The 26,807-nt window shown below is 28.1% G+C and carries 30 protein-coding genes; 18 read left to right on the top strand and 12 right to left on the bottom strand.

All coding sequences use genetic code 11. The features are described 5' to 3' along the window. The first annotated feature begins 14 nt into the window (after positions 1–14). The 5 genes from COL3_RS10095 to COL3_RS10075 all read left to right on the top strand — a co-directional run bounded on the left by COL3_RS10095 (position 15) and on the right by COL3_RS10075 (position 6,081). A complete protein-coding gene (locus COL3_RS10095) occupies positions 15–1,232 on the top strand; it encodes an NAD(P)/FAD-dependent oxidoreductase (RefSeq protein WP_008424450.1) in 1,218 nt (405 codons plus the stop codon). Between the two features lie 94 nt (positions 1,233–1,326). Then, positions 1,327–1,980 carry a (d)CMP kinase gene (gene cmk, locus COL3_RS10090; protein ID WP_035283515.1) on the top strand — a complete coding sequence of 218 codons (654 nt, stop codon included), beginning with the start codon at positions 1,327–1,329 and terminating at the stop codon, positions 1,978–1,980. Between the two features lie 13 nt (positions 1,981–1,993). Beyond that, entirely contained in the window at positions 1,994–3,898 is a 1,905-nt protein-coding gene (locus COL3_RS10085; RefSeq protein WP_008424448.1) for a bifunctional 4-hydroxy-3-methylbut-2-enyl diphosphate reductase/30S ribosomal protein S1, read from the top strand. 162 nt (positions 3,899–4,060) lie between these two features. After that, on the top strand, positions 4,061–4,672 hold the full coding sequence (locus COL3_RS10080) for an NUDIX hydrolase (protein WP_008424447.1): 612 nt from the start codon (positions 4,061–4,063) through the stop codon (positions 4,670–4,672). Between the two features lie 83 nt (positions 4,673–4,755). Next, complete coding sequence (locus COL3_RS10075; RefSeq protein ID WP_008424446.1) at positions 4,756–6,081, top strand: ATP-binding protein; 1,326 nt, start codon at positions 4,756–4,758, stop codon at positions 6,079–6,081. Between the two features lie 39 nt (positions 6,082–6,120). Here COL3_RS10075 and COL3_RS10070 read toward each other — a convergent pair whose 3' ends face one another. Beyond that, positions 6,121–6,636, bottom strand: a complete 516-nt coding sequence (locus COL3_RS10070) for a ferritin (RefSeq protein ID WP_008424445.1) — start codon at positions 6,634–6,636, stop codon at positions 6,121–6,123. Positions 6,637–6,852: 216 nt separating this feature from the next. On the opposite strand from COL3_RS10070, the gene COL3_RS28690 reads away from it, so the two are divergent. The 9 genes from COL3_RS28690 (at position 6,853) to miaB (ending at position 12,856) form a co-directional block, all read left to right on the top strand. Next, positions 6,853–7,002, top strand: coding sequence for a hypothetical protein (locus COL3_RS28690; RefSeq protein WP_008424444.1), 150 nt, complete (start codon positions 6,853–6,855; stop codon positions 7,000–7,002). Between the two features lie 163 nt (positions 7,003–7,165). Beyond that, positions 7,166–7,804: a pentapeptide repeat-containing protein gene (locus COL3_RS10065; protein ID WP_008424442.1), complete on the top strand. Its 639-nt coding sequence runs from the start codon at positions 7,166–7,168 to the stop codon at positions 7,802–7,804. 56 nt (positions 7,805–7,860) lie between these two features. Beyond that, the gene (locus tag COL3_RS28685) at positions 7,861–8,010 is read left to right on the top strand and encodes a hypothetical protein (protein WP_008424440.1); all 150 of its coding nucleotides are present in this window, start codon (positions 7,861–7,863) and stop codon (positions 8,008–8,010) included. Between the two features lie 154 nt (positions 8,011–8,164). Then, positions 8,165–9,058, top strand: a complete 894-nt coding sequence (locus COL3_RS10060; protein WP_008424438.1) for a DUF5780 domain-containing protein — start codon at positions 8,165–8,167, stop codon at positions 9,056–9,058. 112 nt (positions 9,059–9,170) lie between these two features. Beyond that, complete coding sequence (locus tag COL3_RS10055) at positions 9,171–9,677, top strand: hypothetical protein (protein ID WP_008424436.1); 507 nt, start codon at positions 9,171–9,173, stop codon at positions 9,675–9,677. Between the two features lie 70 nt (positions 9,678–9,747). Beyond that, the gene (locus COL3_RS10050; protein WP_008424434.1) at positions 9,748–9,993 is read left to right on the top strand and encodes a hypothetical protein; all 246 of its coding nucleotides are present in this window, start codon (positions 9,748–9,750) and stop codon (positions 9,991–9,993) included. A gap of 49 nt (positions 9,994–10,042) precedes the next feature. After that, positions 10,043–10,210, top strand: coding sequence for a hypothetical protein (locus COL3_RS28680; protein ID WP_008424431.1), 168 nt, complete (start codon positions 10,043–10,045; stop codon positions 10,208–10,210). A 279-nt stretch (positions 10,211–10,489) separates the two neighbouring features. Further along, complete coding sequence (locus COL3_RS10045; RefSeq protein ID WP_008424430.1) at positions 10,490–11,359, top strand: GNAT family N-acetyltransferase; 870 nt, start codon at positions 10,490–10,492, stop codon at positions 11,357–11,359. Between the two features lie 129 nt (positions 11,360–11,488). Continuing rightward, a complete protein-coding gene (gene miaB / locus COL3_RS10040) occupies positions 11,489–12,856 on the top strand; it encodes a tRNA (N6-isopentenyl adenosine(37)-C2)-methylthiotransferase MiaB (protein WP_008424428.1) in 1,368 nt (455 codons plus the stop codon). Between the two features lie 100 nt (positions 12,857–12,956). Here miaB and COL3_RS10035 read toward each other — a convergent pair whose 3' ends face one another. Together COL3_RS10035 and ybaK are read right to left on the bottom strand one after the other, a co-directional pair. Then, the gene (locus COL3_RS10035; protein ID WP_008424426.1) at positions 12,957–13,718 is read right to left on the bottom strand and encodes an AAA family ATPase; all 762 of its coding nucleotides are present in this window, start codon (positions 13,716–13,718) and stop codon (positions 12,957–12,959) included. 121 nt (positions 13,719–13,839) lie between these two features. Then, positions 13,840–14,316 (bottom strand): Cys-tRNA(Pro) deacylase, encoded by a 477-nt coding sequence (ybaK, locus tag COL3_RS10030; RefSeq protein WP_008424425.1) that lies wholly within the window; start codon positions 14,314–14,316, stop codon positions 13,840–13,842. Positions 14,317–15,075: 759 nt separating this feature from the next. Between ybaK and COL3_RS10025 the strand changes: the two genes are divergently transcribed. Then, entirely contained in the window at positions 15,076–16,065 is a 990-nt protein-coding gene (locus tag COL3_RS10025; protein ID WP_008424423.1) for a tyrosine recombinase XerC, read from the top strand. A gap of 129 nt (positions 16,066–16,194) precedes the next feature. Here COL3_RS10025 and COL3_RS10020 read toward each other — a convergent pair whose 3' ends face one another. The 3 genes from COL3_RS10020 to COL3_RS10010 all read right to left on the bottom strand — a co-directional run bounded on the left by COL3_RS10020 (position 16,195) and on the right by COL3_RS10010 (position 17,975). Further along, positions 16,195–16,872 (bottom strand): hypothetical protein, encoded by a 678-nt coding sequence (locus COL3_RS10020; RefSeq protein WP_008424421.1) that lies wholly within the window; start codon positions 16,870–16,872, stop codon positions 16,195–16,197. Between the two features lie 74 nt (positions 16,873–16,946). Then, positions 16,947–17,366 (bottom strand): hypothetical protein, encoded by a 420-nt coding sequence (locus COL3_RS10015; RefSeq protein ID WP_008424419.1) that lies wholly within the window; start codon positions 17,364–17,366, stop codon positions 16,947–16,949. Positions 17,367–17,471: 105 nt separating this feature from the next. Next, on the bottom strand, positions 17,472–17,975 hold the full coding sequence (locus tag COL3_RS10010) for a GAF domain-containing protein (RefSeq protein WP_008424417.1): 504 nt from the start codon (positions 17,973–17,975) through the stop codon (positions 17,472–17,474). A gap of 255 nt (positions 17,976–18,230) precedes the next feature. Between COL3_RS10010 and lexA the strand changes: the two genes are divergently transcribed. Then, positions 18,231–18,836 (top strand): transcriptional repressor LexA, encoded by a 606-nt coding sequence (gene lexA, locus COL3_RS10005; RefSeq protein WP_008424416.1) that lies wholly within the window; start codon positions 18,231–18,233, stop codon positions 18,834–18,836. Positions 18,837–18,953: 117 nt separating this feature from the next. On the opposite strand, the gene COL3_RS10000 is transcribed toward lexA, so the two are convergent. From COL3_RS10000 to mutL, 4 genes are all read right to left on the bottom strand, one after another. Further along, complete coding sequence (locus COL3_RS10000; RefSeq protein WP_008424414.1) at positions 18,954–20,243, bottom strand: methionine gamma-lyase family protein; 1,290 nt, start codon at positions 20,241–20,243, stop codon at positions 18,954–18,956. Between the two features lie 117 nt (positions 20,244–20,360). Continuing rightward, complete coding sequence (gene hfq, locus COL3_RS09995; RefSeq protein ID WP_008424413.1) at positions 20,361–20,603, bottom strand: RNA chaperone Hfq; 243 nt, start codon at positions 20,601–20,603, stop codon at positions 20,361–20,363. A gap of 219 nt (positions 20,604–20,822) precedes the next feature. Further along, positions 20,823–21,746, bottom strand: a complete 924-nt coding sequence (gene miaA / locus COL3_RS09990) for a tRNA (adenosine(37)-N6)-dimethylallyltransferase MiaA (RefSeq protein WP_008424412.1) — start codon at positions 21,744–21,746, stop codon at positions 20,823–20,825. Then, positions 21,746–23,719 carry a DNA mismatch repair endonuclease MutL gene (gene mutL / locus COL3_RS09985; RefSeq protein WP_008424411.1) on the bottom strand — a complete coding sequence of 658 codons (1,974 nt, stop codon included), beginning with the start codon at positions 23,717–23,719 and terminating at the stop codon, positions 21,746–21,748. Before mutL ends, miaA begins: the two co-directional genes overlap by 1 nt. 217 nt (positions 23,720–23,936) lie before the next feature. Between mutL and COL3_RS28675 the strand changes: the two genes are divergently transcribed. Continuing rightward, positions 23,937–24,092 carry a hypothetical protein gene (locus COL3_RS28675; RefSeq protein ID WP_008424410.1) on the top strand — a complete coding sequence of 52 codons (156 nt, stop codon included), beginning with the start codon at positions 23,937–23,939 and terminating at the stop codon, positions 24,090–24,092. Between the two features lie 51 nt (positions 24,093–24,143). On the opposite strand, the gene COL3_RS09980 is transcribed toward COL3_RS28675, so the two are convergent. Together COL3_RS09980 and aat are read right to left on the bottom strand one after the other, a co-directional pair. Beyond that, on the bottom strand, positions 24,144–25,307 hold the full coding sequence (locus COL3_RS09980) for an SAM-dependent methyltransferase (RefSeq protein ID WP_008424409.1): 1,164 nt from the start codon (positions 25,305–25,307) through the stop codon (positions 24,144–24,146). Positions 25,308–25,347: 40 nt separating this feature from the next. Further along, positions 25,348–26,010: a leucyl/phenylalanyl-tRNA--protein transferase gene (gene aat / locus COL3_RS09975; protein WP_008424407.1), complete on the bottom strand. Its 663-nt coding sequence runs from the start codon at positions 26,008–26,010 to the stop codon at positions 25,348–25,350. Between the two features lie 176 nt (positions 26,011–26,186). Here aat and greA point away from each other — a divergent pair, with 176 nt between their 5' ends. Further along, positions 26,187–26,651 (top strand): transcription elongation factor GreA, encoded by a 465-nt coding sequence (gene greA, locus COL3_RS09970; protein ID WP_008424405.1) that lies wholly within the window; start codon positions 26,187–26,189, stop codon positions 26,649–26,651. The last annotated feature ends 156 nt before the right edge of the window (positions 26,652–26,807 follow it).

Below are 26,807 nucleotides of genomic sequence, written 5' to 3'. Positions count from 1 at the left end.
AGGTGGTTTTAAAATTGAGTAAGGTTATTGTAATAGGCGCAGGTCCAGCTGGTATGATGGCTGCCCTGCAGGCTGCAAAGAAACACGATGTCATATTATTAGATGGAAACGAAAGAATTGGAAAAAAACTATTTATTACTGGTAAAGGACGATGTAATGTAACTAATGCAAAAGATATATCTGAGTTCTTCGAATATATACCAGGTAATCCTCATTTTTTATATAGTTCTTTATATAGTTTTACAAATGAAGATACAATTAATTTTTTTGAGAATGAAGGAATTAAGTTAAAGACAGAAAGAGGAGACAGGGTCTTTCCTGAGTCTGATAAATCATCGGATATTATAAGAGGACTCTCAAATGCTTTAAGTAGAACTAATGTTAAGATTAGACTAAATTCTAAAGTAACAAATATTAAATTTAAAAATAATATAATAACAGCCCTTGAAATAAATAACGAAGAAATTTTAAGCGGAGATTATTTTATTATGGCAACAGGTGGTGCATCATATCCACTAACAGGTTCGAGAGGCGAAGGTCAAAAATTTGCACAAATGTTAGGTCATAACATTGTTCCTTTAAGTCCAGCTTTAGTTCCTATAGAAATAGAAAATAGTGAAACAAAAGAACTTATGGGGTTATCCTTAAAAAATGTTGAGGTTCTAATAAAAGAAAATGATAAGAAACTAATGTATAAAAACTTTGGAGAAATGTTGTTCACTCACTTTGGTGTATCAGGCCCACTTATTTTAAGTGGTAGTAGATATATAGAAAAAGGGAAAAAATATACTTTGCATATAGATTTAAAACCTGCTTTAAATTTAGGAGAGTTAGATAAGCGCATTCAAAAGGATTTCAATAAGAACTTAAATAAAGATTTTAAAAACTCATTAGATGAATTATTACCACAAAAAATGATACCTTTGATTATACAAAGATCAGAAATATTAGAAAATAAGAAAGTTAATGAAATTACTAAAGAAGAGAGAAAAAATTTAGTCAAAGTAATAAAAGATTTAACATTTGAAATTAAAGGGTTAAGGCCAATAGCTGAGGCAATTGTTACTTCAGGCGGGATAGATATTAAAGAAATTGATCCTTCTACAATGAAATCTAAACTAATTTGTAATCTTTCCTTTGCTGGAGAAGTTATGGATGTAGATGCGTTTACAGGCGGGTATAATGTACAAATAGCATTTTCTACTGGTTTTATAGCTGGAAGTAATATTTAATAAGTGGAAATTATTTTCTTGTTTGAATTACTAAAAAATTATATAATCTTATAGAAGGCGTAAAATTATGGGATATAGAAATGAGGAGAAAATTTTGAAAATTTCAGTAGCAATAGATGGACCAGCAGGAGCAGGCAAAAGTACTATAGCCAAACTAGTTGGTAAAAAATATAGTCTAATGTACATAAATACAGGAGCAATGTATAGAGCAGTAGCTTTAAAAGCTAAGGAAAACAATTTGTCGCCAGAAAAAGTTGATGAAATTTGCAATATGATAAGTAAAATGGAAATGCATTTTGAAAATGATGAATTAATACTTAATGGTGAGAATATTCAAGAGCAAATTACTACACCAAGTATAAGTAACATAGTTTCAAACTATGCAAGTATTCCTGAAGTAAGAGCTATGCTTGTGAAACTTCAACAGGATATGTCAAATAAGTTTGACGTTGTTATGGATGGAAGAGATATTGGAACTGTAGTGCTAAAAGATGCAAGTTTTAAATTTTTTGTAACAGCAAGTCCGGAAGAAAGAGCAAAAAGAAGATGCAAAGAATTACAAGAAAGAAATATAGAATGCTCATATGATCAGATATTAAAGGATATAATAAATAGAGATTATATTGATAGTAATAGAAGTATTGATCCTCTAAAAAAAGCAGATGATGCTATCGAAATTGATACAACTAACCTTGATATAGACGAAGTTGTAGATGTAATTACAAAGTACATAAGAAAAGGAAAATAACAAGGAGATTATAATGAGTGAAGTTATTTTAGCTAAAAATGCTGGCTTTTGTTTTGGAGTACAAAGGGCTGTAAAAGAAGCTCTTAGAATACAAAAAGAATATAACTCGAAAATTTACACCTTGGGACCTTTAATACATAATAATGACGTAGTTACTTTTTTAGAAGAAAATAATATATTTTCAATAGAATTTGAAGATATAAACAAATTGAAAACTGGCGATGTTATCGTTATTAGATCTCATGGAGTATCAGAAAATATATTGAATGAACTAGAGAAAAGAGAATTAACTGTTGTTAATGCCACATGCCCATTTGTGACTAATATTCAAAATAAGGTTAAGAAATATTCAAAGGAAGGATATCATATAGTAATATTAGGTGATAAAAATCATCCAGAAGTAATAGGTATTAACGGCTGGTGCGATAATAAGGCCATAATTACTAAAGATGGCACTTTTGAAGAAGACATCCCGCAAAAGGTTTGTGTAGTAGCTCAAACAACAGAAAAAATGAAAAATTGGGAAAATACATTAAAGAACTTAAACTCTGTAAAAGAAGTTTTAGCCTTCAATACTATTTGTGCAGCTACAGATGTACGTCAAAAGAGTACAAATAAAATATCTAAAGAAACAGATGCCATGATAGTTATTGGTGGAAAAAACAGTTCAAATACAACAAAGTTATATCAAATAGCAAAAGAAAATTGCCAAAATACTATACACATAGAAAATGCTAAAGAACTGCCAATGGATTTTATTAAAAATAATAACATAAAAAAAATAGGAGTTACAGCTGGTGCATCAACACCAGATTGGATTATTAGGGAGGTACTAGATATTATGAATACAGAAAATAATAATTTTGAAGATCAATTATCATTAATGAATGAACTAGATAAAAGGTTTGCTATTGGTGATGAAGTACAAGGAGAAATACTTTCAATAACTAGGGATTCAGTTTTAGTTTCACTTGTAGGATATAAATCTGATGGAATTATTCCATTTGTTGAATTAAGTGCAAAGGAAGATCCTATTGAATTTTCTGAAAAGTTAAATGTAGGAGATAATATAAAAGCTAAAGTAATTAAATTACAAAATAGTGATGGATATGTAGTTTTATCTAGATTAGAATCTGAGAGAGATGAAGCATTTAAGGAACTTGAGCAGCTTTTCACTGATGGAAGCACTTTTGATGTTACTATTAAAGAAGCTAAGGAAAAAGGGTTAGTAGCAGATTATAAGGGTGTAAGAATCTTTATTCCTGCATCTCAAATTGACATTAAATTTACTAGAGATAAAAATGAATATGTAGGCAAAACTTTAGAAGTTAAATTAATTGATTTTTCTTTAAAGAATCCTGTAAAAGTAGTAGCTTCTAGAAGAATATTATTAGAGGATTCTAAGAATGCTGAAGATGCTAAAGCATGGGAAAGCTTTAACCTTGGAGATGTAGTTAAAGGTGAAGTAAAAAGATTTACAAACTTTGGTGCATTTGTTGAAGTCAACGGTATAGATGGCTTATTACATTTATCTCAAGTTTCTTGGAATCATATTAAAGATGTTAGCGAAGTATTAAAGGAAGGTCAAACTGTTGATGTTAAGATTATAGGTCTTGATAAAGAAGCTAAGAAATTATCTCTAAGTATGAAAGAGCTTATTGCAAAACCTTGGGATAATGCTAAAGAGAAATATCCTGAAGAATCAATAGTTCTTGGTAAAGTAGTAAGACTTAATGATTTTGGTGCATTTGTTGAATTAGAACCAGGTGTAGATGGATTAGTTCATATTTCAAAGATATCTCATAGTAGAATTGAACATCCTTCAGAAGTTTTAAAGGTTGGCCAAGAAATTAAAGCCAAAATACTAGCTGTTGATGAAGAAAATAAGAGAATAAGCTTAAGTATAAAAGATATCTAAATCATAAAATAGAAGGAATAATTAAATTCCTTCTATTTTTGCATGCAAAATTTCAATCATTTAACTAGATGAATAAATGATATATTTGAAGTATAATTTATCTTAAGAAAATATTTGTAATAAATAAAATAATCTCTATTTATACCAGGAGGAAACGTACTTATGAAACAAAATAAAGTTACAAAGCTAAAAACTTTAGTAGAAACAAGATATTTAAGCTTATATGAAGCAGAGTATGAAAATAAAGTTGGGAATACTCGAACTTGGACTATAGCTTCAAGAAAGGATAATGATACCCTTCAAAAACAATTCTTTGAAAATAAAGAAGATAAAACTGATGGAGTAATAATTGCAGCATACCATAAGGAGAAAAAGAAATTAGTTATCATAAGACAATTTAGAATTCCTTTAAATGATTTTGTATATGAATTAGCAGCTGGTCTTATTGACCCAGGTGAAGATGCAAAAAGCACAATAGGAAGAGAATTAATGGAAGAAACAGGTCTTAAATTAGTTGATATTATAAAAGGTAAAGGATCAGAAAAAGTTTATGTCTCTGCTGGAATGACCGATGAATCTTTAGCATTTGTATTTTGCACTTGCGAAGGCGAAATAAGTGATGAGCATTTAGAAGATGATGAATGTATTGAGGCGTTATTAGTTTCACAGGAAGAGGCTAGGGAACTTATTCAAAGCAAAGAAAAATTTGATATTAAATGCTTTTTAGTTCTTCAAAGCTTTGCTTTACTTGGGGGAAAATTATTTGAGCAATAAGCATTATTTAAGAAAATAATAGCAAAAAATCTGTAATAGTAGTAGAATATTACTAAATGCAAAATGTTAAAGGGGGCATAAACATGTGCGCAGAATATGAACAAATTAAAAAAGCAAATATTATGATAAGTTCTTTATGTATTTTTACTTCAATAAAAGAAGATAGTGTACTAACAAAGTATGGTTCTTTACTGAAATACTTGAATAAAAAAGAGATTTCCATTGAAAAAGCTATAAGCTTTTATAATGATTTTACCTATGAATTATTAAATTCTTCTAATATAACATCATTAAAAAGATACATACTAGATAAACTGTTTCTAGATAACAATGCTTTCACAAGTATGATTGATAGTGAAAATTTAGATAATAAACATATCTTAGAACAAGTAAAATATGAATTAAAAGCGCTGCAATACATAACGAGCATAAAATCTAAAGATTTTAAAGATTATATAATATTAAAAGGTAAAGCAAAAAATTTTGAAGCTGAAATAATTAATTCGCTTATAGATTTTGAAGTGGATAATAATTTAAGTCTTAATGAACCTAAAGCTATAGATAAATTAAAATCTAATATAATTAATTCTGAGAATTGGGATAATTTAATAGACGATATAATAGAATTCTATAAAAAATATGGTACAGGAATATTCGGAGAATATAGAGCTTTTGTTTGGGAGCATGAAGATGATAAAACTTATCTTAGAGGAGTTGAAGCTCCTGATCCTGTTAGATTAAAAGACTTAGCTGGATATGAAAATCAAAAAGAAGTAATAATTAAAAACACCGAGCAATTTTTAAAAGGTTATCCTGCTAATAACATCTTATTATATGGGTCAAGGGGAACTGGTAAATCTTCTACAGTGAAAGCAATAATAAACGAATATTATTCTCAAGGTTTAAGGCTTATTGAAGTTGATAAAGAAAAGCTTGTAGACTTTACTAAGATAATTAAAATCCTTAAAAATAAAAATTTAAAGTTTATCGTATTCGTTGATGATTTAGTTTTTGAAGAAGGAGAGTCTAGTTACTCTGCATTAAAAACAATTCTTGAAGGCGGAATAGAAAATAGATCTAATAATATATTAATATATGCAACTACTAATAGAAAACATTTAGTTAAGGAAACCTTTAGCGAAAGGGCTGGAGACGAAGTACATGCCCATGATTCAATTGAAGAAAAATTGTCTTTAGCAGATAGATTTGGAATGACTGTATCATTCTATTCCCCTGATCAAAAAGAGTATTTACAAGTTATAGATAGTATTGCTGAATCTAGAGGAATAGATGTTGATAAGGAATATCTTCATGCTGAAGCGTTGAAGTGGGTTAGATGGTATAATGCCCGATCTCCAAGAACAGCAGTTCAATTTATAAATTGGTTACAAGGTGAATTAGCAAAATAGAGGAAATTTTCCTCTATTTTTTTATCACCAAATATAACTTTATGCATTTGTAGTAGTTGGTGGAGTATATACTCTTGCTGCTAATTCATCATCTAGCATATATAAAGCAGCAGGGTTATTTTCACATCTTCTTATTTTCTTTATTATAGTATTAAAAGTATTTTCTTCTTCAACTTGCTCATTTATAAACCAATTTAATAAGCTAATTGTAGCATGCTCCTTTTCTTCTGTAGCTATATCAGCAATTCTATATAATCTGCTGGTTACTATTTGTTCATGCTCATATCCAGCTTCAAAAGCACTAGCAATACTATCATAATCTCCATTTGGTTTTTCAATTTGTTCTAAGGTTACAACTCCATTTTTTTGGAATATGTAATCATAAAATTTCATAGCGTGGAATAATTCTTCCTGACATTGAACTTTAAAAAAATTAGCAAATCCACTTAAATCTTTTGACTCACAATAAGAAGCCATAGCTAAATACACGTAGGATGAATAAATTTCAAAATTAACTTGATCATTTAAAGCTTTAAATAATTTCTCGCTTAACATATTTTTCCCTCCCAATAAAATGTTACTTTAGATATAATTAAACATAATTCGGTAAATTATACTTCTTTACTAATAATTATTTCTCTTTACCAAACTCTATTAATTATATATTTATATTTTACATCTATTAACATAATTTATCAAATTATATTTTTATTATTATACATAACTATCAAAAGAACTCTAATAATATAAAATAGAGAGGAGATGATGTAATTGTCAAAAAATAAGAAAGATAAATTAATTTTAAAAACTGGTGATATGTCACAAACAAAAGTAAAATCTTATGTTGAAAGAGAGAGAGACGATTTAAGAACAAAAAGAGTTTCAAGAGGTAAAGATATTACAATAAATAATAAATATTAAAATTGGAAAACTCTTTAAAATAATTAAATATTTTAAAGAGTTTTTTATAACACTAATATCATCAAATTTATGTAACTATATATAATTTTATAAAAATATGCTAATATATATGTAAAATATAAATCTAAGCTTAAATAATTCAATTAATGGAAGGACAGATTAAATGGCAGTAAACAGAAGTGCACCAGAAAGTTTTTATTATGATAATGCTGAGAAAACTAATAAAAATTTTATTTATAAAAACCTTAAAAGAAGTAAATGTTATAATTGTAATTTCTCAAATTCAAATTTTGATTATGCCAGTTTAAGAGGGGCACATTTTAAAAAATGTAATTTTTTTAGATGTAGTTTCAAGGGAGCAGAGTTCATAGGTTCAAACTTAAAAGGTTGTAAATTCAAGGAAGCTAAATTTGAGGACACTATATTTGAAGGAGCAAATTTAGATAGTGCAGACTTTATAGATGCTAAATTTAAAAATACACTATTTGTATCTTGTGATATAAGTAAAGCAAAAAATTTAAGTGAAAACACAAAAGGTATTAGAGTGTTTGAATCAATGCCTGAATTAGAAATAAATGATGATTTAAAAGAGCTTATTTTAAGCCTTATGGAAAATGAATTTATTAAGAAATCCAGAATTTTTGATACAAAAGATGGTGATATCAACACACTGACTTTAATGATATTAAGAGAAAAATTCAATGAAGAAACCTTAATGGAAGGGTTACATTACATAAAATATGAAATTAATAGAGACTTCCACACATTAAGCTATATCATAAGATTGATACAAAATATGTAGATTGTAATATATTATAAAATTTAATATATAAAATTTAGTATAAGGAGAGTTTAATTATGGATAAAAGGAATGAGGAAAAGAAAATAACTCTTACTGAAGAACAAGCTACAAGGGCTGCTGAGACATTACTAAATGCATGGCTTAGAGGTGACGATAATACGACACCTTCGAATAAAGTTTTAAAAACTAATATTAATAATAAATAAACATAAAAAAATCAAATAATATGATAAAAAGGAGTGTTTTCAAGATGAAGAAACTCCTTTTTTCATAATTATAAGTAATTATAAATTGAATATAATAATTATAAGAAGTTTTTAAATCATAAATAACTTATTAATATCTGTTTCAGGAGGATAAATGAGTAGAATAAACAAGGTATCTATGTTAATTTTTTTTATAATTATAAGCCTAAGCTTAATTAGCTGCCAAACAAGACTTGAAAGAATACAAAAGTATATAAATAACAATGACTATAGTGATGCGGTAAATCTTATTAATGAAATTCAAAATGAAGGGGATAAAACACAGGCCATCAACCTTCTTAAAGATAAAACACTGGAAATTAAGCAAGAATTTTTAAATGGTTCTGTAGATGGAACTCGAGCAATAGCTACTATTCAAAATTTCAAGTCTGTCAATGATATGGACGATTTTATAGATAAGAATTCAGAAGAAATCACTTCATTAATGAACTCGCAAAAGGCCTTCTTAGACGGAGAGAGAGCAGAAAAGGATAGCAACTATGATTTAGCCTATGAATCCTATTACGATGTTATACAAGCTGATACAGCTAATTATCAAAGAGCACAAGCAAAATTGTTACAAATAGAAAACACTGTAAAAAATTCAACTCCCATTAGTGTAGAAAAAGCAGTAATACTAATAAATAGTAAAACAAATAAAGTAGTATACCCAGACCAAATGCAAGTTTTATTAAAAAATAATAGCAAAAAAACAATTAGCAAATTTACAATTAGTATTTTAGGATTTAATAAAAATGGCGAGCCCGCTCAGATACAAGGAAAAAATAGTAATGAAAAGGACTATGAGTTCTTAGGGAGCGGCAGCGATATTAATCTTAATCCCAATGAAGTATGGGGAAAAGATTATGGTTGGAGTTTAGACCAAAGTACAAGTTTAAAAACAATTATTGCCTGCGTTATAAATGTTGAATATTCTGATGGAACTTTATGGACAAATCCATTGTATAAGCCCTGGTTAGATCAACATAAGCAAAAATTATTAAGCTAATGTTAAATTTTCAATAAGATTCATAAGCAATTTATATAAATACTTTGAATAGTTTATATAATATAAAGATACGTTTTGTATTATGATAAAGTTATTTGGAGGAATCATCAAAATGGAGAGTAACAATCTTTCAAGACTAAGGAATATAAATTCTAGAAAGAAAATGATTGCTTCTAAAGAAAATTTTAATAATTTTAAGTTATGCACTCCAGAAATGATTGAAAAATACAAAAGTTGTTTTAATAGAATTCTTAAAATTACTAATGATAAAACAAAAACAAATTATATAATGTATAAAAAAGTTTGGAAATGGTATGAAGCTGAAAAAAACATAAATATAAGCATGGAAAAAATCTTTATAAAATCAAAACTTGGATCATGTACTAGCGGTGGTTGTGGAATTGGAGCTTCACTTTTTGCTGGAATAGCTGCAAGTAGTATTTTCTCATACATGGATAATTACCTAAAAAAACTCGGACCAGCTTTTGTAATTATATATATTGTGTTAATTTTACTTTTTGGAATTAAAATCCTATCTAATGAAGATAAGAAGGTAGAAATGTATAATATGTTTTTAGAAATATTAAATGATCTAGAATATGATAAAAATGAAAATTGAGGATAATTAAATTACGGATAAAAGAACACATTAGTGGACAATATATTGTTGTAGAAAGGAAGTGTTTATTATGAATAAAGGATCTAAGAGTGACTCTAATAACCTTCAAAGTTTTTATAGTGTAAGTTCTGATGAAACAAACAAACAACAAAATTTAAGCAATAATTCTCAGTCTAATGAAAATAGTAGTGGCGAACGTAAAAATGAGGGTTACAACGATTGGAACTCAGTACCAGTTACTTATGACAAGGAAGAATCTACTAAAAAACATGAAAAATCTGCAACAAATAATCAATGGACATCCACACATAAATAAAGTTATTGTGTTGAAAGCAACTTACTTTAATTAAAAGGGAGTGGAGATTATGAGTGAAGAAAAAGGCCATAAAGATGATAAAATGAACGATGGTTATATTGACTATCAGGGTGGATACATTTCATATGATCCAACCATATTAACAGAACATTATACTGTTAAAGGATTTGAAGATAAAATTGAGAATCCACACAAATCAAAAAGTAGATGGTGTTAAGGAATAAAAAAATAAAAAAATTATATATATATACTGAAGCATGAAATTGTAAAGTTTCCTTCATAAAGATAAAATAATAAATTATCATTAATGAAGGAAACTATTTTTTTATTTATGTGCTAAATCCCATTAAAATAATTACATTGCATAAATCAAATAAAATTTAAATATTATCCAGAGCTTTATATCAATACAATAAATTAACACAATTTTGACAATTGACTATCATATTTATAAGAATTATAATTTACTTATATCAGGGGGAAACGAGGAAGTTTTATGGTCTTATTAGAAAAATTATCATTATTTAATATAAATCATCTGAGAAAATTGTATAACAGAAACGAAGATGCTTATATTTGTGACAGAAGTTTTTTTGAAATTTATGATGAAGAATCTTTTTTAATAAAGTATGTAATAAGAAAACAAATAAAATTGTTTAAGGTTGACAATGAATATGTTGGATACATATGGTATGAAAATCCATGTGAAAGAGGATATAGTAATATATATTCAATTTATTTGAAAGATGAGTACGTTGAATTACTCACATCAAAAGTTTTATCATTTTTTAATATAAAAAATTTTAAATTCGAAATGATGGATAATTCAAGATCGTCAAAAATAATGCAAAAATTGAAATTTAATATAAATTCTAAAAATATATTAATGCATTTGAATTTAAATGGTTATAAACATAGGGGATTTAGCAGTGGGGTATTCTTTAGACACTTTAAAGAAGGCGAAGACGAAGAATTAAGATGTAAAATTCAAAATTCAGTTTTTAATGAAAAGAACCGGATTCCATTAACTGTAGAAGATGTTTACAACGAGGAAAAAGAAGAATACTATATAAATAATTTTGGAGTTTTTATTTGCAATAGAGAAGGACAAGCTGTTGGCTATGGTCAAATTATTTTTAATAAGGGACTTTATACTATAGTAAACCTCGGTATACTTAGCGAATATAGGCAACAAGGTTTTGGCGAAATGTTGGTAAACTATCTGATTGAGTTTTGTCATAAGAATTCAATTAAAGATGTTTATATAAGAGTTGATAGAAATAATCTTAAAGCATTATCATTATATAAAAAAATAGGATTTAAGGAATATCAATCATTTGTTACATGGTCAAAAAGTATATATTAAATTATTATAAAGGAGCTATATTTTGAAATTAATATAGCTTCTTTATTCTATATAAAAATTCTACTCTTTTATTTGTAATTATTATTTGTTATAATACTATGGAACTTGTTTTTAAACGGAGGATGTATAATGAATTTTGATATAGAAAAACTTAATAACGATAAAATCAATGGTGATAAAAAATTCTTCTTTATTCAAACTTATGGATGCCAAATGAATGAAGAGGATTCGGAAAAGCTTTCAGGAATGCTAAAGAGAATGGGTTATGAAAGCACAGAAAATAGGGACGAAGCATCAATAATAATCTTTAACACTTGTTGTGTTAGAGAAAATGCAGAAAACAAGGTGTTTGGTAACCTTGGAATTTTGAAAAAGCAAAAAGAGAAAAATCCTGATTTAGTTATTGGAATTTGTGGATGTATGATGCAGCAAAAAGGAATGGCAGATGAAATACTAAAAAGATTTCCTTATGTAAATATAATATTTGGAACTCATAATTCATATAAATTCCCAGAATACTTAAACAGAGTTAAAACTGAAGGTGTACAAATAAAAGAAATAGTTGATAAAGAAACTGAAATTGTTGAAGGAATTCCTATAGATAGAAAAAGCGATATTAAAGGCTTTGTTACTATAATGTATGGCTGCAACAACTTTTGTACATATTGTATAGTACCTCATGTTAGAGGCAGAGAAAGAAGTAGAAAGCCAGAAGATATCGAAAATGAAATTAGAGATATGGTAGCGAATGGTTATAAGGAGGTTACTTTACTTGGACAAAATGTAAACTCATATGGTAAGGGGTTAGACGAAAATATAACTTTTTCAGATCTTTTAATAAGAGTTAATAAAATAGAAGGTCTTGAAAGAATTAGATTTATGACATCTCATCCAAAAGATTTAACTTTAGACGTAATTTATGCCATAAGAGACTGCGATAAGGTTTGTGAACAAATACACTTACCAGTTCAAAGTGGTTCAAATAGAATTCTTAAAGAAATGAATAGACATTATACACGAGAACAATATCTTGAACTTGCTAAAACGATAAGAGCTGAAATTCCAGATGTAACCTTCTCAACTGATATAATTGTAGGATTCCCAGGAGAAACTGAAGAGGATTTTAACGAAACATTAGAATTAGCAAAAGAAATTCAATATGATGCAGCTTTCACTTTTATTTACTCTAGAAGAAATCATACACCAGCTGACAGAATGGAAAATCAAATTGCTGATGAAATTAAACACGAAAGATTTAATAGACTAGTGGAAATTGTTAATGCTGGCATTGCAAAAGGCAATAAAGAAGCTGAAGGAAAAGTATATGAGATATTAGTAGAAGGTCATAGTAAAAATGACGAATCAAAACTTACTGGTAGAACTAGAAATGGAAGACTTGTAAATTTTGAAGGTGGGGAAGAGCTAATTGGTAAACTAGTTAACGTAAAGATAGTAAAGGCAAATTCGTTCTCATTAATAGGAGAAGTTGCTAAGTAAAATTTACATTACAAAAAATATATTTTAAAATAGTCTGTATAAATTTTTAAGTAGGAGAGAGTATTGAACCTAAAACTTAAAAGTTATACAGACTTTTTATTTATCGTACATCGTCTGTAATCATATCAATAATTCTTTTAGGATTATCAAAAAATGTTCTCATAACTTGGTAATGCTCGGTATCGTCATATTCTTTTTCTATTATGCCGCAATTATTTATTTCATATATTAGTGCATCAGGATAAGCCATAATAATAGGAGAGTGGGTCGCTATAATAAATTGACAATTACTTTGTACTAATTCATGTATCCTTCTAATCATAGCAATTTGTCTCGAGGGTGAAAGTGCAGCTTCAGGTTCATCTAAGATATAAATACTGTTTTTAGTAAACCGATTTATAAAGACAGAAAAGAACGACTCTCCATGAGATTGCTTATGAAGGGAATTTCCGCCATAACTTTGCATAAATGATTCTCCTCCAGGAGCAGATTTAGCCAAATCATCTACGCTGCTAGCTAAATTATAAAAACTTTCAGATCTAAAAAAGAAACCATCTTTTGGAGAATAAACGCCTTTAACTAACCTAATATACTCATTTAATTGTGAATGCGTATTTCTTGTAGAGAAATTAAAATTTTTAGTACCACCTTCAGGATTAAAACCATATGCAACTGCAATAGCTTCTAAAATAGTAGACTTTCCTGTTCCGTTTTCTCCAATTATAAATGTAACTCTTGGATGAAAATCTAAAGTTGATAGATTTTGAATTGCAGGTAAATTAAAAGGATAATCATCAAAAGAGTTTATATTATTTCTATTTAAAGATAGACTTCGTATAAATTGAGAATTTTTTGTTAACATGAATAACTGCCTCCTAAAATTAATGTGTAATAGGAATTCAAAAAAATAAGAAAATGCTGTTTCCGCCCTCATTGAACATATGTTCATTTGTTTATTGAATGAGTGCAACCAAGATATATTCCTACTTGATTATATCAACAAAAGCGCATTCTATAACTTTAGGAAGATCATTTGGATCCATCTCGATTTGAGCTCCAATTTTTCCGCCGCTAAATACAATTGTATCAAATAATAAAGCATCTTCTTGTACAAAAGTCTTAAATACTTTTTTCATACCAAGTGGGGAACACCCACCTCTAATATACCCAGTAATTTTATTTATATCTTTAACGTGAATCATTTCTATATTCTTTTCTCCAGCTATTTTACTTGCTTTCTTCATATCTAATTCTTCAGCTACAGGAATTACAAAAACATAAAATTCTTTAGAGTGACCTTGAGTCACTAAGGTTTTAAATACTTGATCAACATCTTTTTCTATTTTATTTGCTACTGCAACACCATCTATTTTTCCATCTTTGTTTTCGTAACTATGAGTCGAATATGTAATTTGGTTGCTATCTAACATTCTCATAGCGTTAGTTTTTCCTTGGATCATATCTATAAATTTCCTCCTCAAATATAAAGTGAATATTAAATATTTACATTTAATGCACTGTCTAAATTATATCATAAAATTGAATTCGCAATATTATCTTTGATAATGATTTTTTATAATTTCATCTTGATTATATAGTAAAACTGAGTTTTTTAATTATAAATTCAAGTTTTTATCAAAAGTGGTTTTTATAAAACTAATTTGTGTTCGAATTTAATTTTTTGTCAGAATCGAAGTGTAAAAAATATATAAAAGAATGTCTAATCTTAAATAAGATAATGATAAAAATTATCGATAAAAATGTTTATTAATGCAAAAGCAATAATTTATTCATAATTAAATAAGCTTAATTTAGCATAAATATGTTTATAAAATAAACAAAATACATTTTAAAATTCTTAAAAACAAATAACAAAACTTTCGACATTTTCTCAAAATATCATTTCTAAATTTAGTAAACCAAATCAGCGTCGGTAATGATTGTTTGTTTAAATCAAACAAAAATAAAAATTTCTAGAGGGTTTGAGATAACAAATAAGGAAGATTCATTAAAAATATAATCATAAAATATTTAGCTTTTCAAAGAAATACACAATAATTATTTCGCTAAATATACATTTAGCGAAATAATTGCATTAATTTATGAAATTTGGTATAATATTTTTAAATTAAGATAAAGTTTTAGTGATTTGCTGATTTATTCAGTTTAGACAAGCTATCACATTCATTTTAAAATATGAAATAATTAAGGTGAAATTTATGAAATATGATATTCAAGTCCTTCAAAATAATAATCTTCCAGAAAGTTTAGTTGATTTCTTGAATTACTTAGAAACTATTAAGAGTACATCAATAAACACCATTGATGGATACAGGATAGATTTAACAATATTCTTTAGATTCATGATGATTTATAAAGGCAAGGTAAACTCTGATTCGGTTGAATTTGAAGATATAGATATTTCTGGCATCGATTCAGAATTTTTAAAAAATATTAAACTCAGAGATTTATATGCCTTTCTTTCATTTACGGAAAAATACAGGGATAACAGTTCTTATGCTAGAGCTAGAAAAGTAGCAACTTTAAAATCATTTTTTAAATTTCTTTTTGGCAAAGCAAAAATCATAACTGATAACCCTGCTTTAGAATTAGAATCACCAAAAATCAACAAGCGTCATCCTGTATATCTTACTTTAAACCAAAGTATTCATCTATTAGAATCTCTAGATAAGGAAGATAAAAATTATGCAAGAGATTACTGCATTTTAACATTCTTTTTAAATTGTGGCATGAGACTTTCAGAACTTTGCAGCGTTCAAATAGATAAAATTAGAGATGATACACTTACTATTATAGGTAAAGGCAACAAAGAAAGAACTGTATACTTAAATAAAGCTTGTCTTAAAGCTTTAGATAACTATTTAAAAGTTAGAGATGATTCAAAGGCTACTTTAGACAATAAAAAATCTTTGTTTTTATCATCAAGAAATGTTCCGATAAATAAACGTACCGTTGAAATAATGATAAAAAAACATATTACTAACGCAGGTTTAACTGATGATAAATATACTCCACACAAATTAAGACATACTGCAGCAACTCTTATGTATAAGTATGGCAATGTTGATATTAGAAGTTTACAGAGCATATTAGGCCATACAAATATATCTACAACTCAAATTTACACGCATGTAGACGATGATACTTTAAGAGACGCCGTGAAATCAAATCCCCTTTCCGAACTATAAATGTATTTCGTTTTTTAAATACATTCAGATATACAGCTAGCCCACTCACATATTATTAATAAAAAATGTACAAGCACAAAACAAAAGGCTATCAGTAAAATATAAACTGATAGCCTTTTATATAATAAGTTATTTTAGCGTATTTCCATACATATTTCTAAACTCGTCTATATATGCCGGTTCATTGCCTTCATATACTATTAGTGTATTACCTTTTCTATAATAATAAGGCCTTCTAGTATAATTAGCATCTGTTCCATTTATAGTTAAACCGTTTGGTGAAATTCTATTCATATCCCCTTCTAGCTCTGCTGGAGAATTATATTCGTATAACCTAACTACATCTCCACCTAATAAATAATCTGTTTCATTTCCTTTAAAATAATTCTTTTTAGTATTAGCTGACTCAGTTACATTATAACCAGCATTTTTAATGTCGTTTGTAAAATTTGAAGCAGAGTATCTTATAGAATCAGCTGTTGCTTTTATTCTGTCTCTAGTTGCGTCGGAAATATTATTGTTATTAGCGCCGTTGTTAGTGTTAGTATCGCTATTGGTATTATTCACATCACCAGCATTGGTATTTGCATTATTATTTGTTGTTCCGCCTGTTGTATTACCAGTGCTATTTTGCCCTGTTCCGTCTCCAACAATTCCATTATACATATTTCCTCTTGTGTTACCACCATTATCAGGAATGTGTACAGAGTTATTTCTAGTTCCAGTTCTTGAACCACATCCAATTAAGGAAATGGCTAATATAACAATCGCAGCTAAAATAAGTGCTATAGTTGATTTTCGCTTCATCACAAATCATCCTTTCTGTTGAAATATATTTCATGATTATTATGTGAAGCAAAACGAAAATCTATTCATGTATTCTATTTTTTCCTTAACCTTCTAACTCCAGGATATAATTCTTCAGTAGCTTCATCAAGGCTCAAATCATCATTTAAATCAACTTCGTCTAAATATGCTATATGATCGAACGCATCTTCATAATCACCTTCAAAATCTGAATTATCAATATTATTTATTTTATCTCCAAATTTTTTATAAATATCTTTTAAGTCAAGTTTATCCTCAATTATCTCATTAAGCTCATCTTCTGTTAATGAAGCTTTTAGATCGTTTAAAAATTCTTCTTCTATTAATTCATTTTCTTCTTGAGTTTTTGCAATATCTTCGATTTTTATTGCCTTAGTATCAATACCATTAATCTCTAGACATTTACCACAATTATCACAAATTTTATTTTCGTAAATATCACAATAATCATCATCAGAATATTTATATGCCATCTGTAACACCTCATTCTTCTATTATAGAACTATAATTATACCAAAAATAAATATTCAAATCAAATTTTAATAATATAATTTGCTCTTTGAGATTTATATCTATTATTAAATTATTTTTCCCCAGTCTATATATTTATTTAATACAACTACAGCCTTTTCTAAATAATCTTTTTCAATATTTGTAAATCGATTAAATTCATCACTATCCAAGTCTAAAACGCCTATTAAATTATTATCTTTAATAATAGGTACTACAATTTCTGAATTTGATACAGCATCACAAGCAATATGCCCTTCGAATTTATGCACATCATTTACTATTAAAGTTTCCTTTCTAAAAGCAGCTGTTCCGCACACACCCTTCCCTATTTCAATTTTTGTACAAGCAGGCATACCTTGAAAAGGACCTAGTACAAGAAAATCATTTTTTAGCAAATAAAATCCACACCAATTTATTCTTCCTATAAGAGCATTTATTAAAGCCGTTGCATTGCATAACTTTGTAATTGGATAATCCTCTTCCCCTTCTACCAGCCCTTCAAGCATAATTAGCATATTTTCTAGCTTATCTTCTATGCTCATACCTTCAAATACTTTTATATCAAACATACTTATCCCCTTTTCTGTTTTTTATTTTGGCTTATCATACAGTAATTAGCAAAATCAAATCATAAACTTTTGTGTATCTATTAAATCTATTTAAATAAAATTACCTAAATACACCAAAGAATATAATACTATTTTTTATTCGATATGTGAATACACTTTAAATATATGTTGTAACTTAAATCTAGTTTTAGAACGTTAGTTTGCTATAAAGTTTATTATGTGCTATAATATTACAAGAATAGAGAGGTGTTTGTAATGTCAGATGAAAAAGATAAGCAATCAGAGATTTACGAATTTTTAAAGAGTTATACAGAAAGTAAAGGCTATCCACCTTCAGTAAGAGAAATTTGCGAAGCTGTATCATTAAGGTCAACTTCAACTGTTCATGGCCATTTAAAAAGATTAGAAAAAAAGGGCATGATAAAAAGAGATCCATCTAAACCAAGAGCTTTAGAAATAGCTGAATTATCAATGCCTAAAAAAGAAATGATTAATATTCCAATTGTAGGTAAAATTACTGCCGGGCTTCCAATGCTGGCTACCGAAAATATTGAAGATACATTTTCATTACCTTTAGATTTTATAAAGCATGATAAAGAACTTTTTATGCTTAGAGTTTCTGGCAAAAGCATGATTAACGCAGGAATTATGGATAACGATTTAGCTATTATTGAAACTGCCCAAACTGCAAATAATGGAGATATTGTAGTTGCATTAATTGACGATAGTGCAACAATTAAAAGATTTTATAAAGAAAAAGACCATATAAGACTTCAACCAGAAAATGATACAATGGACCCTATTATAGTAGATGACTGTAAAGTCTTAGGCAAGCTTGTTGGTATCTTTAGATCTTTTTAGCAAGTTAAATAGAACAGCATATTTATATAAATATTATTTTGACTAATAAAAAGACTATTAAATTATCACAGTGGTTATGTTAAACCCGATAATTTAATAGTCTTTTTTTACTTTTCTTTATTCTACTTCTAAAACTTTACTTAAGCCAATAAGAACACCTATTTTCCCATGATCAAAATTTAAACCACCTTGAATATAAGCTATGTATGGTTCTCTTACAGGGCCATCAGCAGATAATTCGATAGTAGATCCTGAAATAAAAGCACCAGCTGCCATAACAATTTCGCTATCATAACCAGGCATTGCCCATGGTTCACAAACAGCAAATGCATCGATAGGTGATCCAGCTTGAATTCCACTACAGAAATTAACTAACTTTTTTGGATCTCCAAATTCAATTGCTTGAATTATATCAGTTCTCTTATCACTTGATGGAGGGAAAACTTTAAAACCTGCTATTTCCATTACACGGGCGCAAAAAATAGCAGTTTTGACAGCCTCAATAGCCACATGTGGAGCTGAGAATAATCCTTGAAATAAGCTTCTCATGAGTCCATAAGTAGCTCCGTATTCCCCTCCTACTCCAGGAACTGTATATCTATTAGCAGCTGCATCTACATATTCCTTTTTTCCAACTATGTATCCGCCGCCAAGAGAAATTCCGCCTCCAATGTTCTTCATTAAAGACCCTGCCATAATATCAGCTCCAAATTCAGTTGGTTCTGTTGTTTCAATAAATTCTCCATAGCAATTATCAACGAATATTAATACATCTTTTCGAACCTCTCTAATATGTTTAATAACTTCTGCAATTTCTGAAACTAAAAATGATTTTCTAGAAGCGTAACCTGTACTTCTTTGAATATGTATAAGCTTTATACTTGAATCTGACTTCAATGCTTCCTTTATTTTATCAAATTGAAATTTTCCTTCAGTATCTAAGTCGACTATTTCTGTTTTAATTCCATACTCATCTAAAGAACCCGGATTCTTCTTTTTAGATAATCCCAAAACTCCAAGTAAAGTATCATAAGGAAGTCCGGAAACACAAAGTATTTTGTCTCCAGGTCGTACATTACCTGCAATGGCGCATCCAATAGCATGAGTACCACTTACAAAATGCGGTCTTACAAGTCCAGCTTCAGTCTTGAAAATATTAGCATATACTCTATCTAAAGCATCTCGTCCTATATCATCAAGTCCATAACCGGTAGTATTAGTAAAATGAGAATCACTTATTTTTTCTAACTGAAAGGCCTGTAATACCTTAAGTTGATTATATTCTCTGATTTCATCATATTTTTCAAATTGAGCTGCAATATCATTTAAAGCCTGTCTATAAATCTCAAATGTCCTTTCGCTTATATTGTAATTACTCATTAATAATTCTTCTGTCTTTTTAAGCATATCTAAGTCCCATCCTCCAAAGTATATATTTTAGTTAATTGTTAATAATTAACAGATTATAATAAAATACAAAATTACACAACTCAAAAAGAAATAGGCAGTGTTAATGCCTATTTACTAACTATCATATTCATTCTCTGCAAATAAAATTGGTTTAGCTGGCGTTATAGTTGATATTGAATGCTTATAAATAAGCATTTGCTTATTATCGCAATCTAAAATAACCGTAAAATTATCAAAGCCCTTTACAATACCTTTTAATTGAAAACCATTTAACAAGTGTATAATTAATTGTATTTTATTTTTCCTTGCATTATTTAAAAAAATATCCTGCAAATTATTTTGTGCTTTATTGACCAAAATATAACACCTCCATAAGTGACATTAACTCTAGGCATTATCAAGAAAATAACAAGTCAATCCGCCTGCCTATTTTCCATCATACTGTGTCAGCAGATTGACCTAATAGCCCTCACTATGAAGTCAATCTGCTTCCTTGTCTGATGAAAAATAGCCACGGCATATTTGGACTTGTGATCTTCTTTCATATGCCTTATTATTTTTATTATAACGCTAGATTCATCTAATGTCATTAATTACTTTCTCTAAAATTTCATCTTCATTCATTATATCTTTATCTAAAAAAATACAACGTTTATCTCTCCTAAACCATGTTAATTGTCTCTTAGCATAATTTCTTGAACCTTGTTTTATCATATCAATAGCTTCATTCAAAGAAATTTTACCTTCTAGATAATATAATATTTCTTTATATCCAATACCTTGCATAGACTGAATATCTGAATTATACCCCATTTCCTTAAGCCTTATGCACTCATCAATAAGACCCTTTTCTAACATAATATCAACTCTATTATTAATTCTTTCATATAATTTTTGTCTATCCATTGTTAAGACATAATAATATATGTCATAATCACTATTGTAGAAATCATCTCCAGCATTATATGAACTAAATGGTTTATTTGTAAGCTTATAAACTTCTAATGCTCTAATGACTCTCTTCCGGTTATTAGGATGAATTTCTGCAAAGCTTATAGGATCTATTTCTTTAAGCATTTCATGTATATAATCATTACCTTTTTCAATTGCTAAATTCTCTAATTCATTTCTATATTGTTCATCTTTTTCAGCTTCAGTAAAAGTCATATTACAGGTTAATGAATTAATATAAAGTCCTGTGCCTCCAGATATAATAGGTAGTTTATTATGAGTTGTAATTTCACTTAATGCCCTTTCACCATATTCTTTAAAATCTGCAACAGAAAATGGCACATCTGGCTCTATGACATCAATTAAATAATGCTTAATCCCTTTCATCTCATCCTTTGTTACTTTTGCAGAACCAATATCCATGTATTTATAAATTTGCATTGAATCTGCCGAGATAATTTCTCCATTTAATTTCTGAGCAAGTCTTATTGAAATATCAGTCTTCCCTACTGCGGTAGGTCCACCAATTACTAATAACTTTTGTTTCATTATATAATTCTCCTAAATTTCTTATCTATGTCCATACTTGTAAATTTAACTATCACTGGTCTTCCATGTGGACAGTGAAATGGATCATCAATAAATCTTAAATCTTCAATTAATTTAACCATTTCATTTATTTCTAGTTTATCATTCCCTTTAATTGCTGCTTTACAGGCTTTGCTAGCAATAGCATTATGTTTTACTTCACTTGTTTTTCCATTACCTAAATTCTTAAGGTTATCTAATATATCAAGAAATAAGCTTTTAGGATTCAGCTTTCCTAAAAAATAAGGAACTTCTTTTAAGGATAAGGAGTTACCACCGAATTCCTCTAACAAAAAGCCTGCTTCTTTAAATACTTCCTTGTTTTCTTCAAAATATGAATAATCATCAATGCTTAAATCAATAATACTTGGAACCATTAAAGGCTGAATAATAATTGTTCCATTTTCAATTTCTTTTAAGTATTTTTCAAATATTATTTTTTCATGGGCTGCATGTTGATCAATCATATATAAAGTTCCCTCATGTTCACCTAATATATACGTTTTATTGTATTGCCCAATTATAGTTATTGGAGGAAACTTCGGTGTTGGTTCTTTAATATTAATAGTATTTGTGTTTTCTAAATCATTGTCAGCATCTTCTATACCTTCGTTATCAAAATCGATATTCTCTTCACTAATTGTACTTGATTTAAGATCTATGGGAATATCTACAATAGTTTTATTAGATTCATCTGTAGTGCCTGATAATGGACCAGAATCATCTTCTTTAATTGATGAATACGACATATCATCAGTTTTCTCATAACTATAAAAATTACTATTGGCTTTAAGATCCACTCCTTGATCTATTAGAGTCTTAGCAGCAGAGCTAGCGAGTTTGACTTTTTCTTCTTCTTCCTTTATCTTAAAAGTGATTTCTTCAAAAGAAGGAATTGAAGCACTTTTTGAATCTTTCTCCTCTTTAATGGAAAAAGTCTCAAAAACCTCGTTTTTCAATGCAGTATGAACTGCTCCAAAAATCTTTTTAAATATAGTTCTCTCATCGTTAAATTTAACTTCAGCTTTAGTTGGATGAATATTAACATCTACATGTTCTGGGTAAACTTCTATAAATAATATAAAGAAAGGAAACTTATTAACTGTAGAAAATGATTTAAATGCTTGTTCAACAGCTATTGCTAAGGCCCTGTTTTTTATATATCTTTTGTTTACAAAAATGCTTTGATTATTTCTAGAACCTCTTGCAATTTCTTCGGTTCCAATATATCCATACACTGTTATTAAGTCAGATGTTTCACTAAAATAGAGTATGTTATCCGTTATAGACTTACCATATATAGTTCTTATCACATCTTTCAAATCACCATTACCAAAGGTGTGCAGAATTTTTTTATGATTATTATATAATTTAAAACTAATTTTAGGATTAGCTAAGGCTAATCTAGTTATAATATCATTTATTAAAGAGCTTTCTTTAGAGACAGATTTTAGAAACTTCTTTCTTGCAGGTACATTAAAAAATAAATCTTGAACTTCAATTATAGTTCCCTTATTCACACCACACTCAGTAATTTCACTTGACCTTCCGCCTTCTACATTTATCTCATAACCAAATTCCTCATTTTCCTGTTTAGATTTTAAATTTACTTTGCCAACAGAAGCAATTGATGGAAGTGCTTCACCTCTAAAACCTAAAGTATGTATATTATATATATCTTCCGATTCCTTTATTTTACTTGTAGCATGAGGAAGAAATGCCTTTGCAATGTCATCTTTATAAATGCCATCTCCATCATCTATAATCCTAATAAGAGAAATTCCGCCTTCTTCTATTTCAATTGTTATATTTTTAGAATTTGCATCTATGGAATTCTCAACTAATTCCTTAACTACAGAAGCAGGTCTTTCAACGACTTCTCCTGCTGCAATTTTATTTGCAGTGTCTTCATTTAATATGTTAATTCTCTTCAATTTATATTTTCCTCCTTTCATTAAATGAGAAAAAATATTTCAATTTATTCCTAATACAATTGTTATTATTACATACTTATCTAGCATATTCAATAATTTAATCTACATGAAAATGACAATAGAAAACATAATATGCATCATAAGTAAATAATATTTATCTTAAATATGGATAAGCTATTATAAGAAAATAAATTATTTTCAATAAGGAGGCATTACTATGACAAATAAAAAATATTCTAATTCAGATAATACTGTATCCGATCCAGCATCTCGTCGTTATGACAAAAATCTAAAAGAAAAGGCTCATGAACAAAGCCCTTTTGGAGAAGATAATCCTTCTCCTCATACTGCATTTAAAAAGAAAATGCAATAAATAGCTAATCCACGACAGTGTCAATTTACTGTCGTGGATTTACAATAATTCTTAAATTAACTTATCATCTTTAAGTAAATTAAATAACGTTGGATTAAGATTAAATTGCTCCATTAAATTCTTAACTTCTAATAAGGCTTTTTCTTTTTTATCCCTTGATATATTGGTTTTAGAAGCTCTAATTAATATATTCTTAGGTGAATGTGCTATATCTATAAATTCTAAAAGCTGAGTCTTATACCCTACACTTTCTAATAAATTAGCTCTAACACTATCAGTCATAAGCGCTGCAACTCTCTCTTGTACTATTCCATACTTTGTTAAAATAGACAATGAATCTGTCTTTATCTGAGAATTAAATTCATGCTGGCAGCACGGAACAGAGAATATCATTTTTGTATTCCACCTCACTGCATTATATAATGCATAATCAGTAGCAGTATCACAAGCATGAAGTGTAATTACCATATCAACTTTATTGTTATATTTAAATCCATTAATATCTCCAAGTTCAAAATGTAGATTTTCATAATTATATCGTTTAGCTATATCATTACATTTTTTTATAACATCAGCTTTAAGGTCTAAACCAATCATTTTTACATTTATTTTTTTTATTTCAACAAAGTAATAATATAATACAAAGGTTAAATAGGATTTACCACATCCAAAATCTAAAATAGTAAGTTCGTTAAAATTATTATTTTTTATCTCATCATCGATAATCTCTACAAATCTATTTATTTGCTTATATTTATCATATTTTGAATTAACTACTTTCCCTTCTTTTGTAAATACTCCCAAATCAATAAGTGGCTCAATAATCATTCCTTCTTTAAGAATATAATTTTTTTCTTTGTTGTGAGACTTATTCACAAGCTTAACATTATCAGCTTTTTTCTTACTAAATAAAAGTTTGCCTTTTTTAGATATTTTTATATCTAAATTATTAGAGTTTGACCAAGCTGATAGCTGCTTATAATCACTTGATATATACTCTAAAATTTTATCACCTAAAATATTCTTATCTATATTTTCATGAAATACTTGTTTATCTGTGAATTTTTCTATTTGATAATATTGTTTATTATTTTTTTCTTTTAATTCAAATACTATCTTATTATATTCAACATCCTTATTAATTTTATTACTAATTACTATTTTTATTATGTCTTCTCTTATTATTTCATCAATTGCTTTCTTTAAATCTTCCATCTTTTCAACACACCTTATTTTTATTTAATGTTATATAATTTTAATCTTCTTCTAAATTTATACCTTTTCTAAGCAAAGCCTTAAATTCAGTCCATTCCGCAAACTTTCCGCCCATGCTTTCTAAATGCTTTGTATGCATTTGACAATCAATAAATATAAAATCTTCATTTCTAAGTTTCTCGGCAAGTTTTATTAGGGCTATTTTAGAAGCGTTGCTTACCTTTGAAAACATACTTTCTCCGAAAAAGCATTTTCCTATTTTTACGCCATATAGCCCGCCAACTAATTCATCACTTAAGTAGGTTTCAACACTCATGGCATAACCATTATTAAAAAGATTTATATATGCATTTTTCATTTCACTTGTAATCCAGGTACCTTCTTCATTAACTTCCCTTAAAAATTTACAATTACCAATTACTCCTTCAAAATCATTATTAAAGGTTACTTTAAACTCACCTTTTTTGATTATTTTTTTCATTGATTTAGAAATTTTAATTTCCTTAGGCTTAAGTATAAATCTAGGTTTAGGACACCACCACAAAATTGGTTCCCCCTCATTATACCACGGAAATATACCATGACAATAAGCTAAGAGTAACCTTTCTATGGATAAGTCTCCCCCAATAGCTAAAAGTCCATCTTCCTCAGAAAGTTCCGGGCTTGGAAAAGCAATTTCTTTTGTCAATTTAAATATGGGCATTAATTTCACTCCCTTACTTATTCACAGTTCTTACAGATTATTTTAACATATGTAAAGCATATTTAAAGAAAAATTTTCCCATAGTATTTTTTTACTGTTAATCAAATTAACTTTTATTTTTTTCTATTTATTATATAATATTACTAGAATATTTTGTAGGGAGAGGTTAAGTTATTATGAATAATAAACTAACAGAAGAAAATATAAGAAAATTAAGAGAAGAATTAGACTATAGAATGACTGTAAAGAGAGCTGAAATTGCAAAAGAAAAATTAATAGCTGCAGCTCATGGAGATAGATCTGAAAACGCTGAATATAAAGAGGCTTGTAGAAACTATAGAGAAAATGATAATAGAATACAATACTTATTAACTATGATTTCAACAGCAACAGTAATAGATGATACGAGTGTAGATAAGTCAACACTCGGACTTAATAGTAAAGCAAGAATAAAATTTATTGAAGATGATGATGAAGATATCATTACCCTTGTAACTACTATGGATCTAGATCTTGAAAACATGCTGATAAGTATAGAATCAGATTTAGGGAAAGCATTATTAGGAAAAAAAGCTGGTGATATAGTTGAAGTTGATGCGCCAGGGGAAAAGTATAAAGTTGAAGTGCTAGAAATACTATAAGAATTTACAACCAGATACTTGTTTGTATTTATTAAATTTCAATCTTCTTCTTCGCATATTAGTAAGAGATAAATAAACTAAAATAACCAATGAAAGCCTAATTTCAAGCTTTTATTGGTTATTTTAATATAATGCAGACAACTTACCAGCAATTGA

This window comes from Clostridium sp. LS (assembly GCF_002760435.1).
Classification (GTDB): domain Bacteria; phylum Bacillota; class Clostridia; order Clostridiales; family Clostridiaceae; genus Clostridium.
Note: the sequence above shows the minus strand (reverse complement) of the source record. Positions and strands in the feature narration are given on the sequence as shown.

What these genes read in the sequence shown, in the direction of transcription:
- COL3_RS09980 (WP_008424409.1), bottom strand. Translation starts at nt 25,307, where the DNA reads ATGGAAGATTTAAAGAAAGCAATTGATGAAATAATAAGAGAAGACATA.
- COL3_RS10000 (WP_008424414.1), bottom strand. Translation starts at nt 20,243, where the DNA reads ATGCTTAAAAAGACAGAAGAATTATTAATGAGTAATTACAATATAAGC.
- ybaK (WP_008424425.1), bottom strand. Translation starts at nt 14,316, where the DNA reads ATGATCCAAGGAAAAACTAACGCTATGAGAATGTTAGATAGCAACCAA.
- COL3_RS10025 (WP_008424423.1), top strand. Translation starts at nt 15,076, where the DNA reads ATGAAATATGATATTCAAGTCCTTCAAAATAATAATCTTCCAGAAAGT.
- COL3_RS10075 (WP_008424446.1), top strand. Translation starts at nt 4,756, where the DNA reads ATGTGCGCAGAATATGAACAAATTAAAAAAGCAAATATTATGATAAGT.
- COL3_RS28685 (WP_008424440.1), top strand. Translation starts at nt 7,861, where the DNA reads ATGGATAAAAGGAATGAGGAAAAGAAAATAACTCTTACTGAAGAACAA.
- miaB (WP_008424428.1), top strand. Translation starts at nt 11,489, where the DNA reads ATGAATTTTGATATAGAAAAACTTAATAACGATAAAATCAATGGTGAT.
- COL3_RS28675 (WP_008424410.1), top strand. Translation starts at nt 23,937, where the DNA reads ATGACAAATAAAAAATATTCTAATTCAGATAATACTGTATCCGATCCA.
- lexA (WP_008424416.1), top strand. Translation starts at nt 18,231, where the DNA reads ATGTCAGATGAAAAAGATAAGCAATCAGAGATTTACGAATTTTTAAAG.
- COL3_RS10015 (WP_008424419.1), bottom strand. Translation starts at nt 17,366, where the DNA reads ATGGCATATAAATATTCTGATGATGATTATTGTGATATTTACGAAAAT.
- COL3_RS10020 (WP_008424421.1), bottom strand. Translation starts at nt 16,872, where the DNA reads ATGAAGCGAAAATCAACTATAGCACTTATTTTAGCTGCGATTGTTATA.
- greA (WP_008424405.1), top strand. Translation starts at nt 26,187, where the DNA reads ATGAATAATAAACTAACAGAAGAAAATATAAGAAAATTAAGAGAAGAA.
- COL3_RS10065 (WP_008424442.1), top strand. Translation starts at nt 7,166, where the DNA reads ATGGCAGTAAACAGAAGTGCACCAGAAAGTTTTTATTATGATAATGCT.
- COL3_RS10080 (WP_008424447.1), top strand. Translation starts at nt 4,061, where the DNA reads ATGAAACAAAATAAAGTTACAAAGCTAAAAACTTTAGTAGAAACAAGA.
- miaA (WP_008424412.1), bottom strand. Translation starts at nt 21,746, where the DNA reads ATGAAACAAAAGTTATTAGTAATTGGTGGACCTACCGCAGTAGGGAAG.
- COL3_RS10010 (WP_008424417.1), bottom strand. Translation starts at nt 17,975, where the DNA reads ATGTTTGATATAAAAGTATTTGAAGGTATGAGCATAGAAGATAAGCTA.
- COL3_RS10070 (WP_008424445.1), bottom strand. Translation starts at nt 6,636, where the DNA reads ATGTTAAGCGAGAAATTATTTAAAGCTTTAAATGATCAAGTTAATTTT.
- COL3_RS10085 (WP_008424448.1), top strand. Translation starts at nt 1,994, where the DNA reads ATGAGTGAAGTTATTTTAGCTAAAAATGCTGGCTTTTGTTTTGGAGTA.
- COL3_RS10055 (WP_008424436.1), top strand. Translation starts at nt 9,171, where the DNA reads ATGGAGAGTAACAATCTTTCAAGACTAAGGAATATAAATTCTAGAAAG.
- COL3_RS10035 (WP_008424426.1), bottom strand. Translation starts at nt 13,718, where the DNA reads ATGTTAACAAAAAATTCTCAATTTATACGAAGTCTATCTTTAAATAGA.
- COL3_RS10045 (WP_008424430.1), top strand. Translation starts at nt 10,490, where the DNA reads ATGGTCTTATTAGAAAAATTATCATTATTTAATATAAATCATCTGAGA.
- aat (WP_008424407.1), bottom strand. Translation starts at nt 26,010, where the DNA reads ATGCCCATATTTAAATTGACAAAAGAAATTGCTTTTCCAAGCCCGGAA.
- COL3_RS28680 (WP_008424431.1), top strand. Translation starts at nt 10,043, where the DNA reads ATGAGTGAAGAAAAAGGCCATAAAGATGATAAAATGAACGATGGTTAT.
- COL3_RS10060 (WP_008424438.1), top strand. Translation starts at nt 8,165, where the DNA reads ATGAGTAGAATAAACAAGGTATCTATGTTAATTTTTTTTATAATTATA.
- COL3_RS10050 (WP_008424434.1), top strand. Translation starts at nt 9,748, where the DNA reads ATGAATAAAGGATCTAAGAGTGACTCTAATAACCTTCAAAGTTTTTAT.